This window comes from Paenibacillus sp. FSL P2-0173 (genome assembly GCF_038008045.1).
Classification (GTDB): Bacteria; Bacillota; Bacilli; order Paenibacillales; family Paenibacillaceae; genus Paenibacillus; species Paenibacillus polymyxa_B.
The window spans coordinates 704,289-722,889 of record NZ_JBBOYK010000001.1 but is presented as its reverse complement, the minus strand read 5'-3'; the positions used below and the strand labels follow the sequence as shown (position 1 = coordinate 722,889).

The 18,601-nt window shown below is 47.0% G+C and carries 19 protein-coding genes; 14 read left to right on the top strand and 5 right to left on the bottom strand.

The genetic code is table 11. From position 1 onward, the window contains the following. The first annotated feature begins 25 nt into the window (after positions 1-25). From MKX30_RS03070 to MKX30_RS03005, 14 genes are all read left to right on the top strand, one after another. Positions 26-679, top strand: a complete 654-nt coding sequence (locus MKX30_RS03070) for a redox-sensing transcriptional repressor Rex (RefSeq protein ID WP_013310684.1) — start codon at positions 26-28, stop codon at positions 677-679. Next, positions 666-1,967, top strand: coding sequence for an amidohydrolase (locus MKX30_RS03065; RefSeq protein WP_053325662.1), 1,302 nt, complete (start codon positions 666-668; stop codon positions 1,965-1,967). The genes MKX30_RS03070 and MKX30_RS03065 overlap by 14 nt, the downstream gene beginning before the upstream one ends. A gap of 37 nt (positions 1,968-2,004) precedes the next feature. Further along, entirely contained in the window at positions 2,005-2,529 is a 525-nt protein-coding gene (locus tag MKX30_RS03060; protein ID WP_076159301.1) for a cell wall elongation regulator TseB-like domain-containing protein, read from the top strand. A 542-nt stretch (positions 2,530-3,071) separates the two neighbouring features. Then, the gene (locus MKX30_RS03055) at positions 3,072-3,605 is read left to right on the top strand and encodes a hypothetical protein (RefSeq protein WP_023989132.1); all 534 of its coding nucleotides are present in this window, start codon (positions 3,072-3,074) and stop codon (positions 3,603-3,605) included. Next, on the top strand, positions 3,598-5,100 hold the full coding sequence (locus tag MKX30_RS03050) for an AAA family ATPase (RefSeq protein ID WP_023989131.1): 1,503 nt from the start codon (positions 3,598-3,600) through the stop codon (positions 5,098-5,100). The genes MKX30_RS03055 and MKX30_RS03050 overlap by 8 nt, the downstream gene beginning before the upstream one ends. Before the next feature lie 136 nt (positions 5,101-5,236). After that, positions 5,237-6,109: a 3-hydroxyacyl-CoA dehydrogenase family protein gene (locus MKX30_RS03045; protein ID WP_023989130.1), complete on the top strand. Its 873-nt coding sequence runs from the start codon at positions 5,237-5,239 to the stop codon at positions 6,107-6,109. Next, a complete protein-coding gene (locus tag MKX30_RS03040; protein ID WP_023989129.1) occupies positions 6,106-7,302 on the top strand; it encodes an acetate/propionate family kinase in 1,197 nt (398 codons plus the stop codon). Before MKX30_RS03045 ends, MKX30_RS03040 begins: the two co-directional genes overlap by 4 nt. A 132-nt stretch (positions 7,303-7,434) precedes the next feature. Continuing rightward, positions 7,435-8,730 carry an asparagine--tRNA ligase gene (gene asnS, locus MKX30_RS03035; protein ID WP_013310674.1) on the top strand — a complete coding sequence of 432 codons (1,296 nt, stop codon included), beginning with the start codon at positions 7,435-7,437 and terminating at the stop codon, positions 8,728-8,730. Between the two features lie 3 nt (positions 8,731-8,733). Next, positions 8,734-9,462: a DnaD domain-containing protein gene (locus tag MKX30_RS03030; protein WP_076159297.1), complete on the top strand. Its 729-nt coding sequence runs from the start codon at positions 8,734-8,736 to the stop codon at positions 9,460-9,462. Positions 9,463-9,598: 136 nt separating this feature from the next. Beyond that, entirely contained in the window at positions 9,599-10,273 is a 675-nt protein-coding gene (locus tag MKX30_RS03025) for an RNA polymerase sigma factor (protein WP_305954142.1), read from the top strand. After that, positions 10,270-10,740: a hypothetical protein gene (locus MKX30_RS03020; RefSeq protein ID WP_023989126.1), complete on the top strand. Its 471-nt coding sequence runs from the start codon at positions 10,270-10,272 to the stop codon at positions 10,738-10,740. The genes MKX30_RS03025 and MKX30_RS03020 overlap by 4 nt, the downstream gene beginning before the upstream one ends. A 92-nt stretch (positions 10,741-10,832) precedes the next feature. Next, positions 10,833-12,098 (top strand): multi-tm2 domain protein, encoded by a 1,266-nt coding sequence (locus MKX30_RS03015; RefSeq protein WP_254347444.1) that lies wholly within the window; start codon positions 10,833-10,835, stop codon positions 12,096-12,098. A 1-nt stretch (position 12,099) separates the two neighbouring features. Then, a complete protein-coding gene (locus tag MKX30_RS03010; protein WP_069079756.1) occupies positions 12,100-12,882 on the top strand; it encodes a hypothetical protein in 783 nt (260 codons plus the stop codon). A gap of 164 nt (positions 12,883-13,046) precedes the next feature. After that, entirely contained in the window at positions 13,047-13,658 is a 612-nt protein-coding gene (locus MKX30_RS03005) for a flavin reductase family protein (RefSeq protein WP_028540656.1), read from the top strand. Between the two features lie 202 nt (positions 13,659-13,860). Here MKX30_RS03005 and MKX30_RS03000 read toward each other — a convergent pair whose 3' ends face one another. The 5 genes from MKX30_RS03000 to MKX30_RS02980 are packed head-to-tail and all read right to left on the bottom strand — an operon-like array spanning position 13,861 to position 18,598. Next, on the bottom strand, positions 13,861-14,517 hold the full coding sequence (locus MKX30_RS03000; protein ID WP_023989122.1) for a methylthioribulose 1-phosphate dehydratase: 657 nt from the start codon (positions 14,515-14,517) through the stop codon (positions 13,861-13,863). Beyond that, positions 14,518-15,195 carry a 2-hydroxy-3-keto-5-methylthiopentenyl-1-phosphate phosphatase gene (locus tag MKX30_RS02995; protein ID WP_023989121.1) on the bottom strand — a complete coding sequence of 226 codons (678 nt, stop codon included), beginning with the start codon at positions 15,193-15,195 and terminating at the stop codon, positions 14,518-14,520. Continuing rightward, positions 15,192-16,403: a 2,3-diketo-5-methylthiopentyl-1-phosphate enolase gene (locus tag MKX30_RS02990; RefSeq protein ID WP_023989120.1), complete on the bottom strand. Its 1,212-nt coding sequence runs from the start codon at positions 16,401-16,403 to the stop codon at positions 15,192-15,194. Before MKX30_RS02990 ends, MKX30_RS02995 begins: the two co-directional genes overlap by 4 nt. After that, positions 16,400-17,266, bottom strand: a complete 867-nt coding sequence (gene proC / locus MKX30_RS02985; protein ID WP_023989119.1) for a pyrroline-5-carboxylate reductase — start codon at positions 17,264-17,266, stop codon at positions 16,400-16,402. Before proC ends, MKX30_RS02990 begins: the two co-directional genes overlap by 4 nt. A gap of 39 nt (positions 17,267-17,305) precedes the next feature. Further along, entirely contained in the window at positions 17,306-18,598 is a 1,293-nt protein-coding gene (locus MKX30_RS02980) for a glutamate-5-semialdehyde dehydrogenase (protein WP_028540661.1), read from the bottom strand. Between the last annotated feature and the right edge of the window lie 3 nt (positions 18,599-18,601).

Below are 18,601 nucleotides of genomic sequence, written 5' to 3'. Positions count from 1 at the left end.
TTCGTTACAATTAGGGGGAGCAAGTATGAAATCAGATAAAATTTCAGAGGCTGTCGTACGGAGGTTACCCGTATATTTACGTTATCTGAATGCACTTCACAAACGGGAGGTGGCTACGGTCTCTTCTCAAGAGTTGGGACAGAGGCTAGATTTGAACCCGGCCCAAATCCGTAAAGATCTCGCCTATTTTGGAGATTTTGGTCGGAAGGGTATCGGTTATGATGTTTCTTATCTAATTGAGAAAATACGCCATATCCTGAAAATCGACCAGCAAATTAATGTCGTATTGGTCGGTGCGGGTAATCTGGGGCAAGCCCTTTCGAATTATAACGCTTATTTAAAAGACAATATGAAGATTGTCGCAGTATTTGATGCGTTTCCGGATAAGGTAGGGACCAAGATCAATACATTGGTCGTTCAACCGATGGATGAACTGGAAGCGACTGTGAAAGAAAAAAACATTCGAATCGGGATTATTACCGTACCTGATTTTGAAGCACAGCACGTGGCTGACAGGCTTATTGAGAGCGGAATTGGAGCGATCCTGAACTTTGCACCGACTACTCTCAAGGCACCGGCCAACATTCGGATTCATGCCACAGACTTTACAACTGATTTGCTTAGCCTCGCTTATTATTTGGAGGACGGAAAGGAAGAAACACAATATGACAGTGAATAAATGGATGATTAAAAACGGCTCTTTTGCCGTAAATGGATCAGAAGCTGGGGTAGTCCATGGTTTTATGATTGTGGAGGATAGCCGTATTACTTATATTGGCGAAACTTTGCCTGCGGGTGAGGAAGAGACGGAAGCGATCGATGGTAAGGGGCTATTGTTTTTACCTGGTCTGATTAATACTCATGGTCATGCGGCGATGTCTCTGCTGCGTGGGCATGGAGATGACTTGGCACTTCAAGTATGGCTTCAGGAGAAAATGTGGCCTATGGAAGCCAAGTTTACATCTACGGACGTGTACTGGGGTACGTCCTTGTCTGTGCTGGAAATGCTGAAAGGTGGAACAACGACCTTCCTGGACATGTACGATCATATGGATGAGGTGGCTCGTGTAGCTGAAGAGTCAGGTATTCGTGCAAGTCTGATGCGTGGAGCAATTGGACTATGCTCGGAAGAAGAACAGCGAATCAAGCTGGCTGAGGCCGTGACTTTTGCGCGTAACTGGCATGGTAAAGCAGACGGGCGTATTACAACGATGATGTCTCCGCACGCGCCATACACATGTCCACCTGCGTTTATTGAAAAATTCGTACAAGCAGCGCATGATCTGGACTTGCCACTGCATACGCACATGTCTGAGACGATCGCCGAAGTGGAGCAAAACGTACGCGACTACGGTTTGCGTCCAGTTGCACATTTGGATAAGCTTGGCTTTTTCTCCCGTCCTTCGCTTATTGCCCATGGCGTTCATTTGAACGACGAAGAAATAGCTTTACTGGCTGAACGTGGTGTAGCGGTTTCGCACAATCCGGGTAGCAACTTGAAGCTGGCAAGTGGTGTGGCAAGAGTGCCTGAATTGCTGCGTGCAGGGGTTACTGTTTCTCTCGGAACGGATGGTCCTGCCAGCAATAATAACCTGGATATGTTCGAGGAAATGCGTCTGGCGGCACTTATTCACAAGGGTGTATCCGGTGACCCTACGGCAGTTCCTGCAAGTGAAGCGCTGCGTCTGGCAACAGAATACGGTGCAAAGTCGATTGGTTTAAAAGAAGTAGGAGCGTTGGCAGCGGGCAACAAGGCTGACTTTATCGCGTTGGATCTGAATCAGGCACATTTCTTGCCGCGTACAGATCTTATTTCCCATGCGGTATACTCTGCAAGCGCCAAGGACGTGGCTCATGTGTGGGTAGACGGTCGCCAGGTTGTGAAAAACGGCGAATGCCTGACTATGGACGAGGAACGTATCAAACATGAGGCACAAGCCGCCTTTGAAGGGCTGCTGTCGCGCTAATTTAGGTGTCACATCCCCTTAGAGAGGAAGCACAGGTTTGAAAAATAAGAAAAAATGGATAGCGGTCGCCATTTTGGCCGTGATACTGATCCTGGTCAGCATTTTCTGGTATTATTCCTATGTTACTCAAGACCAGGTGGCTGAGAAAAATGCCGCTATCATTAAGGCCAAGCAATCAGCTGGTCTGGTTAGCACGACTCAAACATGGAAGTCTGTGTGGGATCAGGTATATTGGGTGGTTCAGGGGAAAAATGCACAGAATGAAAATATAATGGTGTGGGTTCCTTTTCAAAAAGTGGAAGGACAACCTAACGTACCTGCCGCAGATAATAGCGGTGTTCACACCGAGTTGCTGAAGAACGGAGTCGATGAGCAAAAAATGACGGCAATAATTCAGCAGCAGCTTCCAGGTGCAAAAATTGTAAGGCTTCAGCCGAGTGTGTTCAATGGCGAATATGTGTGGCAGTTGTTTTACGATGATGGAAGTCATCATTACTACACCTTTTATCGTTTCTCAGATGGGGTAGCGACGGGTGTGAAATATACTTTGCCCAATAACTGAGCTGGTGTGAGGATTGGCAAATGTGGAATGAATGACTAGTAAATGATTAAAAGCTCAAGAAAAAGACGTAAATACGACAAAATTCGTATTTACGTCTTTTAGTTTTGCTATGCCGTAAAGCTGGCTGAAAGCCAGTGAAGCATCTTTACCTATCCATCTTCTCTCCTAGGTCAAATTCATCTTTGTGGCGGGCAATAGCGGAGTGGAGGATTTGAATCTGGAGAAGCGGAGCGTTCGCCTTTGCCGCCGGATTTTCCCCATAAGAATCTAATCGAAAAAATCCGGTGGCAACAGCGATCGTAAGATCAAATCCTACACGCAGCGTCTCGCCTCCACCATAACCAAAGATTTTGCCTCATCACAACTCCTCCACACATTGCCTTCGATATTAGATATACGTTATGATATACTATATTTTATAAGTGATAGACAAAAATGATAGAAAAAAGAATTGCTGATCACTATAAGATCATGCAATTTGGTTGTTTGTTGACATTCGTCCCGTTTCTTCTGGGTTTTACATTTTGAGAGGAGGATGTTGTTTGAAATTGCGTGCAGTTCCTATCGTTGTGGCGGCAGTTTTGGCAGCTTTGCTGCTATTTGGGGGATGGTTCATTTACCGTCAGGTTACAATGCAAAGTCCTCTGGAAAAACTGGTATCTCAATATCCAGGCGTGACAAGCGCTCAAATAGATATTAAACAGGATCAGGTTGTATTGAAACTAGATCTCAAACCGCAGGCGGATGTGGCCAGATTGGTCGATGTGGTTAAGCAAAAAGGACAATCCATCATTGGCAGCCGCACCATTAAGTTGGATATCGCAGATCGTTCCAATTCAGCACTGAATCAATGGTGGTCTGAGGCTATGTTTCCTGTGGCCGAAGCGATGGAAAATAAAAAGTATACTCAAATTTCATCTACAGTTGAGCAGATGAAAAAGAAAAAGACGGGTATCAAAGCTGATACCGACATGGATTCGAACAATGTCTATATCCGACTCAGCGAAGGTAAAGCGACCAAGTTTATCGTTTTGCCACGTCAATCTCAGCAAATGGGGGTATGGCCTAATGCCTAGATGGATTAAGGAAATATTAATCGGCATTGTGCCGGTAACCATTATATTTCTCGTTTTTATTGGGGTAAATATTATCCCTCTTCTGGTTGCTGGCGTGATGCTCAGCGGCTTGTTAATGCTTATGCATGCGCGTGGCGGTTTGGCCGTAGGTGCTGGGCAAGAGCGTAAACGTAAAAAAAATGGTCCGGACAAGCTGACTTTTGAGGAAATCGGTGGGCAAGAAAGCGCTAAGCAGGAACTGCGCGAGGCCCTGGATTTTTTGAATCGACATGATGAAATTTCCAAGTTTGGTATCCGTCCATTAAAAGGCGTTTTGCTCACTGGTCCTCCGGGAACAGGAAAAACGCTGATGGCGAAGGCAGCGGCACACTACACTAATTCTGTATTTGTTGCAGCCTCAGGTAGTGAATTTGTTGAAATGTACGTTGGTGTTGGAGCGGGTCGTGTCCGTGAGTTGTTTCGGGAGGCGCGTACTCGTGCAGCCAAGGAAAAGAAGGAAAATGCAATTATTTTTATTGACGAAATCGATGTAATTGGTGGTAAACGTGAGGGTGGACAGCAACGAGAATATGATCAGACTTTGAATCAGTTACTGACAGAAATGGATGGTATTTATTCCGCAGATACACCGCGGATTTTGATCATTGCGGCAACAAACCGTAAAGAAATGCTGGACAGCGCCTTAACGCGTCCAGGGCGTTTTGATCGTCATATTCAAGTGGATCTGCCTGACAAGAAGGGCCGTCTTCATATTCTAAAAATTCATGCCAAAAACAAACCGATTCAGGAAGATGCAAATCTGGACAAAATTGCTGAGGAATCTTACGGGTTTTCCGGCGCACAGCTGGAGAGCGTGATGAATGAAGCGGCAATCTATGCGATGAGACAGGATCAGAAAATGATTGCGCAGAAGCATCTGTCGATGGCGATTGACAAAGTGATGATGGGTGAAAAGACAGACCGAGAATCGACCTTGGAAGAGAAAAAACGTGTAGCGATTCATGAACTAGGACATGCTATTATGGCCGAAATTGTTCGTCCCGGTAGCGTAAGCCAGGTAGCACTTAGCCCTCGTGGGAAAGCGCTTGGCTATGTGCGCCACAATCCACAGCAAGAGCATTATTTATACACCAAGCAGTTCCTGGAGGAGCAAATTATGATCTCGCTCGCAGGGGCTACGGCGGAAGAAATGTACTATGGCGGTCGCAGTACCGGCTCAAGTAATGATTTTGAGCAGGCGCTGAACATCGTCCATACGATGATGACTTCCGGTTTGACTTCACTTGGCATTATTAACATGGAAATGGTAACCAAAGAAGAACTCATGCGGGAAAATGGCGAGATAATGGCTGACCTGCATACCCGAACTTCGGAGCTGCTGGAAAAGCATCGTCCTGTGTTCGACAACTCACTTGACATCCTGATGAAGGAAGAAACTCTGTCTGGAGACCAATTTAGATGTCAATTTAGTGAAAATGCTTTATTACCAGCATAATTTTTTATGCTGGTTATTTTTTTTTACTTTTAGTCCGTGCTAAGATATTATTATCTATTGGGACATAAACATGTATTTTTCGACAAAGAAGGATACAATATATGAGAGTGACCAGGAAAGGGTGGAGTAAAGAATCATGCAATTTAAAAAAATCGGCGTCATCGGCGGCGGCACCATGGGACAGGGGATTTCTGAAATGCTCGCGTCCAAAGGAATCGATGTGCTGCTGGTAGAGCAGACACCAGAGAAACTAGACTACGCCTACAATATGATTGAAACGAGTCTGGACAAACAACTGGAAAAGTGGGCAATTACTCAAGCTGAGAAAAAATTGATCTTATCCCGTATTCAAAAAGTAATTCATTTGGCGGAGCTCGGCAGCTGTGATATGGTCATTGAGACTATTACAGAGAATCTGGACGAGAAGAAAGCAGTGTTCCAAGAGCTAGACCATGTGTGTCCAAGCAATATTATTCTTGCAAGTAATACATCCACGCTGAGCCTGACCGAGCTTGCTAGCTCGACCAAGTATCCTGAGCGTGTTATTGGTATGCACTTTATTTATCCAGTATCCCGTATTGATCTTGTAGAAATTATTCGTGGTTTGAAAACTTCGGACGATACATTTGAAAACACTAAAATGTTCGTGGAAGAGATAGTGGAGAAAAAAGGAGTCATGATTTATGAATCTCCTGGATTCGTAACAAGCCGGATTATCTGTCTGCTGATTAACGAAGCGGCCCATGTACTTCAAGAAGGCGTGGCTTCCGCTGATGATATCGATGACGCTATGCGAATCGGATATAACTTCCAAAGCGGCCCTTTGGAAATGGCTGACCGCTTTGGTCTGGATTCCGTTTTGGCTGCTCTGGAGCGTATGTTCCGTGAATTCGGCGAATTGAAATATCGTCCGTCCATCGTACTGAAGAAAATGGTGCGTGCAGGTAATCTGGGCGTGAAATCGGGCGAAGGCTTCTTTAAGTACGACAAGGATGGTGACCGGATATGAAAATTCTCGTAATCAATGCAGGGAGTTCTTCCCTGAAATACCAATTGTATGATATGACGGACGAGTCCGTTCTGGCAAAAGGATTGGTAGAGCGCATCGGTATGGATTCCTCCATTCTGACGCATAAGCCAACCAATAAAGAAGAATACACTGAAGTTAGCGAGATTTTGGAACATACTACAGCCATCCGTAAAGTGCTGAACGTACTCACAGATGCTGAACATGGTGTAATCTCCAGTACTAGTGAAATTCAGGCTGTGGGCCATCGTGTGGTTCATGGAGGCGAAATCTTCAAACAGTCAGCAGTTGTAACGCCTGAAGCGAAGAGTGAAATCCGTCGCTTGTTTGACCTGGCGCCACTGCATAACCCTGCTTCCATGATGGGGATTAAAGCGGCTGAATTGAATATGCCAGATGTACCACAGGTTGTGGTATTTGATACCTCGTTCCATCAAACTATGCCTGAAAAAGCTTATATGTACGCCATTCCAAGAGTGTTGTACAATAAGTATAAGGTTCGTCGTTACGGTGCCCACGGCACTTCCCATGATTTTGTAAGTAAGGAAGCCGCCAAATTCCTTGGTCGTCCTTTGGAAGACCTGAAGATTATCACTTGTCATATCGGTAATGGTGGTAGTGTAACAGCAGTTCAAGGCGGTTTGTCTGTTGATACTTCCATGGGTATGACTCCATTGGAAGGTCTTATGATGGGTACTCGTAGTGGTGATTTGGACCCAGCAATCGTACCTTATGTCATGAACAAAGAAGAATTGACTGTCAATGAAGTCAATTCCATGTTGAACAAGCATAGTGGACTTTTAGCTATCTCTGGTATCAGCAGTGACATGCGGGAAATCACAGAAGGTATGGAAAAAGGCGAAGCTAATTCTACATTGGCATTCGAAATGTATGAATACCGTCTGCGCAAATACATTGGATCGTATGCTGCCGCAATGAACGGGGTAGACGTAATTGCATTTACAGCAGGTGTAGGCGAGAACTCCATCGTTCTGCGTAAGAGAGTGTTGGAGCAATTGACATTCCTCGGTATCGAGCTGGATGAATCGTTGAATGCTATTCGTTCTGGCGAGCCTCGTCGGATTACAACTGCAAATTCAAAGGTAGAAGTACTGATCATTCCAACGAACGAAGAACTGGTTATTGCCCGCGACACGTTCCGTTTGGTTCAGTAGTTCGGTTCGAAAGTGTAAACTTTATGCATGCGGACTATTGTTTGAGTTCCGCATGCACCAAACAGCGAGAGCAAACAGCCTGACCCAGGGGGAAGGGCTGTTTGATTTTCGGTTAAGAGGAGAGAGACGGTCATGACGAATAAAAGTACGATTGCCCAAGTGGGCCGCCATGTAGGGGAAACGGTTACAATCGGCGCTTGGGTAAACAATAAACGATCTAGTGGTAAAATTCAGTTCCTGCAACTGCGCGATGGTAGCGGGTATATTCAAGGGGTTATCGTGAAAAGCGAAGTGTCCGAGGATATTTGGAATGACGCCAAATCCTTGACTCAAGAGAGCTCCCTTTACGTTACTGGAGTGGTGCGTGAAGAACCGCGTAGCCAATCGGGCTTTGAATTAACGGTTACAGGCATTGAAATTATTCATTTGACCGAAAACTACCCGATTACACCCAAAGAGCATGGTGTAGATTTCCTGATGGATCATCGTCACTTGTGGCTGCGTTCCGCCAAGCAACGTGCTGTTCTGATCGTACGGGCGGAAATTATCCGTGCTGTACAGGAATTCTTTAACGGCAACGGCTTTACGAAGGTGGACCCACCTATTTTGACTCCTTCCTCTGCAGAAGGTACAACAGAGTTGTTCCACATTAAATATTTTGATGAAGATGCGTATTTGACACAAAGCGGACAGTTGTATATGGAAGCCGCGGCAATGGCGCTGGGCAAAGTGTATTCCTTTGGTCCAACTTTCCGTGCGGAAAAGTCCAAAACACGTCGTCACCTGATTGAGTTCTGGATGATCGAGCCTGAGATGGCTTTTGTGGATCATGAAGAATCCTTGCGCGTTCAGGAGCAGTTTGTAAGCCATATCGTGCAATCTGTCCTGAAAAACTGTGCGAAGGAGCTTGAAACAATCGGACGCGATGTTTCGAAGCTGGAGCAAATTCAAGGCGAATTTCCACGTATTACGTATGATGAGGCGATTGCCTTCCTTCAAGGTGAAGGTTTCGATATCCCATGGGGCGAAGACTTTGGTGCTCCTCATGAAACGGCGATTGCTGAAAGATATAACAAACCTGTGTTCATTACACATTGGCCAACTCACATTAAGGCATTCTATATGAAACCAGACCCAACCCGTCCAGAGGTTGTTCTGTGTGCCGATATGATCGCTCCTGAAGGCTATGGCGAAATTATCGGGGGTTCCCAACGGATTGATGATCCAGCATTGATGGAAGAACGTTTTAACGAGCATAACTTGGCTCGTGAAGCCTACCAATGGTATATGGATCTACGCACCTATGGTACCGTTCCGCATTCCGGCTTTGGACTGGGCCTGGAGCGTACAGTAGCATGGATTTGTGGACTCGATCATGTACGTGAAACGATTCCGTTCCCACGTATGCTGTATCGTTTGTATCCGTAACCGATGACCGGATCATTCGACAAGACATCAGCGACAGAATGGGCGGAGGGAGTAGCCTTTGCTATGGAAGCCGGAATGGTCCAGATTCCCTATGCCCTGCTCAAGCATTATCGGACACTTCGGCTGACAGATGCTGAAATGCTGCTACTGATGCAGTTGCTTGCCTTTAAACAAGCGGAACGTAATGAATTTCCGACATGGGAACAATTGCAGACCCGCATCGGATGTACTGCGAACGAAATCGCACTCTATTTCAGTAAGCTCATGAAAGAAGGATTTTTGAGAATCGATTCCGTAGAAGACCGCAGCTCATCCGTACAATTCGAACGTTACAATTTGACGGGGCTGTATCGTAAGTTGGCAGAATGTATGATCGCTGAGCGTAACGAGCAGCACGATGAAGATGACATTTTGTTTGCTGGAAAGCCGGATTTACTGAATGGAATAGCAGAATCCCCGCTTACAGAAGAACGGAATTTGTTTACGATTTTTGAGAAAGAATTCGGGCGACCATTGTCACCGATGGAATACGAGACGATCACCAGCTGGGTGGATCAGGATCGGTATCCCGAGGAGCTGATTTTGCTGGCTTTGAAGGAAGCGGTATTTGCAGGGAAGGTACATTTCCGGTATATAGACCGTATTTTGCTGGAGTGGAGCCGAAACCGTGTTCGTAATGCACAGGATGCCAAAGAATACGCCCAGCGATTCCGTGGTGGCGGACGCAATTGATATATCGGTCTAAGCCTTTTAGGCTAAGCAGTAGACTTATGTATCGAGGTTGTCACTGCAAATTGGCTAATGTGCAATGAGAACAATCTGGAATATCGCCTGTGCGCGTGAACTAAGCCGAAATGAAAGCGAGTAAATAGGCTTTAATGATAGAGGACACACCATTCCGTCAGGAGGGTGTGTCCTTTTTAAATATTTTTTTGAAATATGCAGGGGAAGGAAATTTCCTGGCGTCTATAGTATTGGGAAGGGGGAGAGCGTCATTGATATAGAGAGAATCATTGAACGAATACGGTCCGGTGACCGGCAGGCGTTCCGTGAGATCGTAGAGCTGTACAGCAAGCATGTATTTCATGTCGCCTATTCGGTACTGCATGACAGCAAGGAAGCAGAAGATGCCGCGCAGGAGGCATTCGTTCAGGTGTACAAGTCTCTCCCCCAGTACCGGAACGAAGGATTTAAAACGTGGTTGAGCCGAATTGCGCTCCACAAAGCGCTGGATATTAAGCGCAAACAGGACAGACGACCCGCAGAGCTTATAGACGTCGCACAATCCCTTGTACAGCTCCCTTCCCGGGATGAGGATGTGCTGGCTCGTCTCATTCGCGAGGAGCAAATTGAAGAACTATCGCAAAAAATCGCCCAGTTGCCCCAGCAACATCGGGATATTATTCAAGCCTATTATATGCAGGGCAAAACCTACGACCAAATTGCAGAAGAGACGCAGGTAGCTTTAAAAACAGTAGAGTCGAGGCTCTATCGGGCGCGGCTATGGATTCGAAACCACTGGAAGGAGGAGGAATGGCAATGACTGACCAACAGGATAAACCGTGGATTGAAGGGAAATCGAATGACTGGCATGCTTACATTGCAGGAACTTGCACGATAGAGGAGTCTGCCCGGCTGGAAAAGCTCCTGCTGGAAGACGAACAGGCGCTGATGCTATATCTTGTCGCACTGGAGCAACTGGAGTCAACTATGAAAGATTATTCTGCCTGGATGGATACGGAGCGCTTCACAGATCAGGTAATGGCCGTTCTTCCCGAGATAGAAGCTGAACCGAATCAAGTTCTGTTTAAAAAACGCCGCTGGTTTGAAAAACCTGTGTTTCACTACGTTGTCGCCGCAAGCCTAACGTTGATCTTGTTGTCCAGTGGAGCCTTTGACAAAATGATGCCGCAAACAGATGGAAAGCCGATTCCTCCAAAAGAACGCGTTTCTTACAGTGAAGAGGTCATGCGAGCTACAACAACCTGGCTCGATAAATTAAAGCCCTAAATCATCGGATAAAGGCTGAGATGAAAAAACTCAAACAACAACCTTCAAATGGGGACTTTATTAAATCCCATAAATAGAAAGGAAGTGTAGCGATGCCTTATGCGGAAAGAAGCAAGCTCTTGGCATTTCTATTGAACATCATTCCCGGTGTGGGACACTACTACTGGACCAGAAAAGCCAATGCGTTTGTATACACCATTTTGTTTTTCGGATGTCTGGCGGGAGGATTATTTTTTTCAGTGGTTTCAAGAGACGAATTACCTTTATTGGCCAGTATGTTTGTTGCCGCTCTTTTTTGGGGGCTGAGTATGCTGCATATCATTATTAGTTTATTACGTTATGATCCTCGTGCAGCTGCTGTTCCATATCCCCCACATGCAGGACCCAATCCATATGGTTATTACTCGCAAAGTGGGCCTTATGGACATGCTGGTTCAACGGGAGAGGTACCGGAGGGGGCAACAGACGCGGATGTGGATGCACCGGGAGCAGGAATGGGATATGGCCCGGGCTATAACCATTATCAACAAGGACACTATGGTATGGCAGGATCACCTGCTTTTCAAAAAGGATCGGAGAATGAACGCTTTTTTACGATTTTGCTGTCGTTCATTCCTGGATTGGGACACCTTCATTTGGGGCTGATGCAGCGTGGTTTGTCTTTTCTGCTATCTTTCTTTGGCTTTGGAGCGATCCTCGTTTTTATTACCAGCATTACAAACGAATCCGGATTTTTGGCGTTTGCGGGCGTGCTGCCGATCATTTGGCTGTATTGCATGTTTGATGCGGTGCAGCATGTACATCGCAAACAAGCGGGAGAAATGCTTCAGGACCGGACTTTGTTTGAGGAACTGGAGCATGGAAGAGTCGAGGGACGGCGGAGTAAAATGCTGGCTACCATTTTATCGGTATTTCCCGGTGCTGGACATATGTATATCGGTTTGCAAAAGCGTGGACTCCAGCTTATGCTTCTGTTTTTAGGAGGCATCTATGTACTGGACGTGCTATATCTTTCACTCTTTTTGTTCCTGATTCCGGTGGTTTGGTTTTACAGCTTTTTTGATGCGTTGCAGCAAGTAAGCCGTTATGGACGGGAGCCGCTGATCGACAAGCCTGTGATCGGTATGTTTGCACAATATCACCGCTGGGTAGGCTTGGGGTTGCTATTGCTGGGCGCCTATTACATCTTAATCAACGTACTAGTTCCTACTCTGGATCGTCTGTTTCCGAATGGAGAGATTTATAATTTGGTTGACATGTATCTACGGACGATTATCGTATCCTTATTGTTGATTGGCGGTGGTATTTGGATGATGATTGGGAATTCCAAATCTAAACGAGTAAAGGAGAAGCAATAGAATGGATACTGAGTTTTCAAAGAGTGAGGCTCCCTTTAAGGGAGCCCATCATCCTCATAGCGATGGAGGAGGCTCCACAGGTATATTTGGTACATCGTCTAACAAAAATAGTTCCTCTAAAGCGTCAAACGCTCCGGCAGGGGTGTGGAAAGTCGGAAGGCTGTCAATGGGACTTTTCCTCGTCCTGCTGGGGGGCATAACGTTTGCCTCCAAGTTTTGGGGAGCGGGCATACTGGACCAGGCTTTGACCTGGTGGCCTGTCGTTTTTGTTTTGCTGGGGTTGGAAATTTTAATGTATACTGCTTGGAAAGGGACGCGTGAGCGCATTCGTTATGATTTATTCAGTATGTTTATTACGGCGGTATTGGTTTTTTGCTGTATCGGATTTGCCTTGGTCAGTTCATTGGGGATCACTCCGCAAGTCAGAGAAATAATGAGTTCGGTTCAGGAAACAAGGCTTCTCCCAGACTGGCATGAAAAACTGCCTGCCGGAGTGACCAAGGTGATTGTACAGGGAGAAGATCCTTATGCGGTCAAAATTGATGCAACCACCTCACCGGAGGTGCATGTGTTCGGGAGTTATGTATACACAGGCAAAGAGGACGAAATAAAGGGGCAAGATTTATATCAGACCAAGCAAATCGGCGATACCTTGTATGTATTACTGGGTCAAATTCCGACACGGTTTATGCAGACTCAGCAGCAGCTTGATGTTACGATTGCTGTACCTGAGGGAATTACGGTTACTGTGCGCGATAGCCGAGGAAATATAATTGAAAAATAGGGAGATCTTCCGGCTCCAACTTTACATTTCGTATCATTCACGCGATACTGAAAGGGAAGCCTGAGATGTCATCCATGTCGCTAACTAATGGTGCATTTGCTTATCAGGCGAAACTTGATGATGTGCAGTCGAATAGCGATTGTAATCGGAAATGAGGGAGAAAAATGATTTCGTTGAATCCTGACACGCTTACAGGGCGTGAAAATTATAAGCTGTTGACCGGAAGTATCATCCCAAGGCCGGTAGCCTTTGTAACGACTTTGAGCAGCGAAGGGGTGCTGAATGGTGCGCCGTTCAGTTATTTTTCCATCGTAGCTTCTGAACCGCCACTGCTGTCTGTATCCGTACAACGTGTTGATGGAGTACCCAAAGATACAGCACGTAATGCGATGGAGCATAAGGCTTTTGTCGTACATATCACAGACGAGGACAATGTGGGAGCGGTGAATGTGACGGCTTCCCGTCTGTTGCCGCAGGAGAGTGAGGTTACACTGGCAGGCCTTACCCCGGTCAAAAGTACAAAAATCGAAGTTCCCGGTGTGGCAGAAGCGAAAATACGTATGGAATGTATTCTGGAACAGGTTATACCGTTGGGAGGTCAGGAGGACACACCTGCCTGTGATCTGTTAATCGGACGCGTAGTGCAGTATCATTTGTCCGAGGAAGCGTATCAAAATACGTATGTGATTGCTAAGGAGTTGCGTCCAGTAAGTCGTTTGGCTGGGAACAACTATGCGAAGCTAGGAGAGCAATTCACGCTGGAGCGTCCCCAATAGGGGGCGTTTTTTTACAGCATATCCAAAATTATATCAGGAGGATTCTTATTCATCATATTTCCTTTTATGTCGCTAGTAGAATAGAAATACCCTTATTATAAAAAAAGAGAACGTTCCTGTGCTATCGCTTAGGCTCCGTTCTCGATATTCAATGACCACTTTTACAAATAAGGATACGCATCTTTGATATTTATGAGTTTATTTACTTCAAAGTTTTCAGCAGCAGGGAGCGATAGGTCGTTTCAAACAAAAATTCAAACGCCTCCAAATGCTTTTTAGCCTCAAATACATCACGGCCCCACGCATAAATGCCGTGGTTACGCAATAAAATTCCAGGCACCTGATCATTCAGCACACCAGGTACGAGCTTGGCAATCGAGGCAATATCCGCGTAATTAGGCAGCACAGGAATATCAATGGCAGCATTTTCTTTCCAAATGTTAAAAGCCTTGATCAGCTCAATACCTTGGATAGGTACAGCGCCTTGCTCACCGTAATATTCGGAAATCAGATTGTTAAACACGGTATGCACATGAAAAACGGCTCCGCAGCCTGTTAGGCGGTAAATTTCACAATGTATAAGCGTCTCTGCGCTTGGCTTGAGGTTTGTCGCTTCTGCCGCTTTTCCGTACTGGTCTACGAATAGAAAATCTTCCGGAGTACGCTTGGTTTTATCCTTGCCGCTGGCGGTGACTGCAAAATAAAATTGTTCGGGATGAAAGTCACCAATTCGGATCGACAAATTGCCGCTCGTGCCTGGGAACCAGTTGCGAGATGCGAATAGTTCTTTGACATCAGCGAGTTCTTCCAGTGCGCGGCGTTTTTCTTCCAATGAAATGTCTGCCAAGTTAAAACTCATTTACAGCACCCCTTGCTCCTGTTTTTGCTTTAAATCCTCGATAATGTCATCAAATGTTTCAAAGGGTACATGTGGTACGCCAAGCTCTTGACACTTTAAAGTCAGATGTGAACGGGAGTACACAAGATCGGCAATTTTAGCTCCTTCAAAATCGGTCAGGCTGTCGCCGATCAAAATCCGTTCGTATTGTTCGGAAGGGTATTGACGAATCACAGTCGTTTTACACATGCCACAATCATTTGTACACGGTTCCTCACATGGATGCGGCCAAGTAATCTGGATGCGATCCCCGGAAAAATCCGCTCCGTTGCAATAGACGTGGTCGTGTGGAATATCGAAGGGTTTTAGCAATGGATCAATAAAAAAATCAATGCCGCCACTGGTGACGAAAAATTGAATCTGCTGCTCTCGTACATAGTCCAAAAAGCGTGCAAAGCCCTCGCGTATACCAGCTTGTCCAAGTACATATGAGATAATTTCGTCCTTTTGCTCCGAAGGCATGAGGGCAAACATCGCACCTACGCCTTCACGAATGGATGTATGCCCATTTACGATCTGATGCATGATGGGCTCACAGCCTGTAGGTTGAAAATGCTTCATAATGGCGACAATATTGTCGCTGTTCGTAATTGTCCCGTCAAAATCGCAAAAAATGACGGGCTTCTTCGCTGTGCTCATCGTTCACCTCCCCATGTGTCGAGCGCAGATTGCAGCTCGGGGTGAGTACGGGCGTATTCTGCCAGAGGGACATTTTGCTGTACCGCTTCAATCGCCTGCACAAAGGCGCGCCCACCAGCTTCTGTACCCAGCGGATGACCGTGAATCCCGCCCCCAGCGTTGACAACAACGTCAGTACCAAAGTCACGTACAATTAACGGCACGAGGCCCGGGTGAATCCCTGCGGAAGGGACCGGCATACTGGCCTTCAGCGGTAGATCAGGGGTGATCAGCTCATCGCGGATCGCCATGTTTTCCTCACGCGGCATCGTCACTGAGCCGTAGGGAGAAGGGAAGAGGACGAGGTCAGCGCCAGCCAGCCGCATAAGCTGACCGAGTAGGACGGACGCCGAAATACCATAATGCGGCGATGGATAAGCAGCTCCCGCCAACGAAGGATGGGCTGCAATCGGCACCGAGACGGCAGGATCGCTACTAAGTTCATGTAGCACATCGTAACCGTAGGCCAACACGTTAAACAGTAACGCGTTGGCACCCGCATCAATGGCCTTGAGAGCTTGCGTCTTAAGCTGCGAGGTCGGCCCCGTTAAATTAGCGGCATACAGCAGCTTTTTACCGGTTTCACGCTCAGCCGCTTCGGCGGCTTTGATGCAGGCTTCGACACGTTTTTCAATCGGCGTCAGCGCGTTTTCAAACAAGATCTCGTCGTCCTTGATCAGATCAACGCCACCGAGAGCCTGCCGGGTAAACTGTTCACGAAGTTCGTCCAAATTGAGGCCAATTACAGATTTGAAAATGCTCATGAGCAGGGGACGATCATACACGCCAAGCTGTTCGCGCAAGCCGCTGATACCGAATTTCGGTCCTGGAAAAGCAGAGCGGAATGCTTCCGAGAAACCCAGCTTCGTTAGCTTAATTCGGCCGTCCATCGAAATTTTGCCGAAGACTGTGACCAGCAGAGCAGGAATGTCTCGGCTGAAGTTGACATCCGGGTAAGCGATGGTCAGGTCCGCGTACCGTTCACCGGGACCTCCATCGTAAATATCCACAGAATGAACCGAGCCAAGATGCTTTTGCATCGCGTCCCGTTTGGCTTGCGGGAGCTCAGTCCAGCTGCCCACCGTCATGCCGATGGCAATAGATTGGGCCTTTTGGTTAAAATCGGCTTTGTCATCGTATACCCGGTAGGTCGCCAAGCAATAGCTCATTCAATTCCCTCCTTGAGTACAGCTCCCATCTCGCGGGATCGTTCAGCGCACCGCTGCACCGCCGCAATCACCGTTTCGTAGAAGTCACCTTTGTCCAGCATTTCCAATGCAGCTACCGTAGAGCCATTAGGAGACATGATTTTGTGGCGAAGGGCAGAAGGCTCCTCTCCGGTTTGCTGCACCATGCGTGCCGCTCCAAGCGCGGTTTGCACCGTTAGTTCGTGCGCTTGCTCAGGGGTCAAGCCACCACGGATTCCCCCGGCAATCATGGCTTCCATCAGGTAGTAGACATAAGCAGGGCCGCTTCCAGATATCCCGGTCAAAACATCCATTTTCTCTTCTTCTATAACCGTTACCGTACCTACAGATTCGAACATCGTAAGCACGTTTTTACGCTGGTTTTCGCTGATTTCCTTGGAAAAGCTAATGCCTGTGGCTCCCAGCCCAATTGAGCTGGATGTATTGGGCATCGTCCGTGCGATCGGCTGCTTGCGACCCAGCAACGTTTGCATCGTACGAATGGACAATCCTGCGATTACCGAAATAATCAGCTGCTCATCAGACAGAAGTGGGCCGAGTTGCCCAAGTGCTTGTGCAGCATCCTTGGGCTTCATGGCAAGCACAATGACCGGAGAACGACGCAGAAGCTCGGTTTTGGCGGCATCCTCGGTTTGGAACAAGACTCCATATTGCTTTTGAAGTTCCTCAAGGCGAGCCTGATTACTGCGGTTGATGACGGTAATACCACTACGTTTGACGACAGAACGAGCCGTCATTCCGCGAATAATAGCCTCTGCCATTGATCCTGCCCCGAAAAATGTAATTTGCTCATTAATTAAAACCTTTGTTTGTGATTCACACATAGATTCATAACCTCCAAGGATACAGATTGATTTATGTTATTATTCCCTGATTTGTCCAGTACCGTACACGCGATATTTGGTTGAAGTCAAGGCAGGCAATCCCATTGGGCCGCGGGCATGTAATTTTTGTGTGCTGATTCCGATCTCGGCACCAAACCCAAACTCGAAGCCATCCGTGAAGCGAGTGGATGCATTGTGATACACGGCTGCCGCGTCCACTTCTTGCAGAAAACGCTCGACATGGGCTTTGTCCTCGGTGACAATACACTCAGAATGCATCGTACCGTAACGGGCAATATGCTCTAGTACTTCGTCCAAATTGTTTACGACCTTGATGTTCATAATGTAATCATTATACTCGGTGCCGTAATCCTCTTCTGTAACAGGAATAGCCCAAGGGGCCAATTCTCGTGTGCGTGCACAGCCGCGTAGCTCAACCCCCGCATCACGAAAGCGTTCTGCCAATCCTGTTAAGTGTGCTTTTGCATAATCCGAGTGTACGAGCAATGTTTCCATCGAGTTACACACGGACGGTCTTTGCACCTTGGCATTCAGTGTAATCGCTTCGGCCATTGCTGCATCCGCTGTAGCGTCCAAAAAGGTATGGCATACACCAGCTCCGGTTTCGATGACAGGTACGGTAGCGTTCTGAACAACATTTTGAATGAGTGAACGCCCGCCGCGTGGAATAATTACATCCAGCAAGCCGTTCAAGGTGAGCATTTCGTTGACCGAGGCACGGTCTGAATCTTCAATAAGTTGAAGCGCCTCGCGTGGCACAGCTGTTGCGTCTAGTGCCTGCTGGAGTACTTCGATAATCTTGCGGTTGGAGAAGAGGGCGGCCGAACCACCGCGTAGCACAACCGGATTGCCTGTTTTCAAGCACAGGCCCGCGGCATCCACGGTTACATTTGGACGCGCTTCATATATAATGCCGATGACACCCAGCGGCACACGTATCTTCTCAATTCTCAGACCGTTTGGACGTTCAATTTGCTCAAGGGTGTCGCCGACCGGGTCAGGCAGTGCCACAATTTGGCGTAATCCTTCGGCAATAGCTCCGATTCGGTCCTCGGTCAGCTTGAGGCGGTCGAGCAGCGACTCGGATGTTCCCTGTTCCCGTCCATGTTTCAGGTCATTATGGTTTGCTGCAATCAGCTCTTCAGTATGATTTACTAGAGCTTCAGCCATAGCAAGCAATGCTTCGTTTTTCTGTGCTGTAGTCAGGCGGTTCATGACCCCGGCACTTTTTTTGGCAAGATTGGCTTTGGTTCGTACTTCGCTAAACTGATTCTCCTCGGTTGTAGCTGTGTTAGTCGTTAAATCACTCATGTT

Excerpts from the sequence above, each read along its gene's own strand:
- MKX30_RS03070 (WP_013310684.1), top strand. The coding sequence starts at position 26 with ATGAAATCAGATAAAATTTCAGAGGCTGTCGTACGGAGGTTACCCGTA.
- MKX30_RS03065 (WP_053325662.1), top strand. The coding sequence starts at position 666 with ATGACAGTGAATAAATGGATGATTAAAAACGGCTCTTTTGCCGTAAAT.
- MKX30_RS03050 (WP_023989131.1), top strand. The coding sequence starts at position 3,598 with ATGCCTAGATGGATTAAGGAAATATTAATCGGCATTGTGCCGGTAACC.
- MKX30_RS03045 (WP_023989130.1), top strand. The coding sequence starts at position 5,237 with ATGCAATTTAAAAAAATCGGCGTCATCGGCGGCGGCACCATGGGACAG.
- MKX30_RS03040 (WP_023989129.1), top strand. The coding sequence starts at position 6,106 with ATGAAAATTCTCGTAATCAATGCAGGGAGTTCTTCCCTGAAATACCAA.
- asnS (WP_013310674.1), top strand. The coding sequence starts at position 7,435 with ATGACGAATAAAAGTACGATTGCCCAAGTGGGCCGCCATGTAGGGGAA.
- MKX30_RS03030 (WP_076159297.1), top strand. The coding sequence starts at position 8,734 with ATGACCGGATCATTCGACAAGACATCAGCGACAGAATGGGCGGAGGGA.
- MKX30_RS03020 (WP_023989126.1), top strand. The coding sequence starts at position 10,270 with ATGACTGACCAACAGGATAAACCGTGGATTGAAGGGAAATCGAATGAC.
- MKX30_RS03015 (WP_254347444.1), top strand. The coding sequence starts at position 10,833 with ATGCCTTATGCGGAAAGAAGCAAGCTCTTGGCATTTCTATTGAACATC.
- MKX30_RS03010 (WP_069079756.1), top strand. The coding sequence starts at position 12,100 with ATGGATACTGAGTTTTCAAAGAGTGAGGCTCCCTTTAAGGGAGCCCAT.
- MKX30_RS03005 (WP_028540656.1), top strand. The coding sequence starts at position 13,047 with ATGATTTCGTTGAATCCTGACACGCTTACAGGGCGTGAAAATTATAAG.
- MKX30_RS03000 (WP_023989122.1), bottom strand. The coding sequence starts at position 14,517 with ATGAGTTTTAACTTGGCAGACATTTCATTGGAAGAAAAACGCCGCGCA.
- MKX30_RS02995 (WP_023989121.1), bottom strand. The coding sequence starts at position 15,195 with ATGAGCACAGCGAAGAAGCCCGTCATTTTTTGCGATTTTGACGGGACA.
- MKX30_RS02990 (WP_023989120.1), bottom strand. The coding sequence starts at position 16,403 with ATGAGCTATTGCTTGGCGACCTACCGGGTATACGATGACAAAGCCGAT.
- proC (WP_023989119.1), bottom strand. The coding sequence starts at position 17,266 with ATGTGTGAATCACAAACAAAGGTTTTAATTAATGAGCAAATTACATTT.
- MKX30_RS02980 (WP_028540661.1), bottom strand. The coding sequence starts at position 18,598 with ATGAGTGATTTAACGACTAACACAGCTACAACCGAGGAGAATCAGTTT.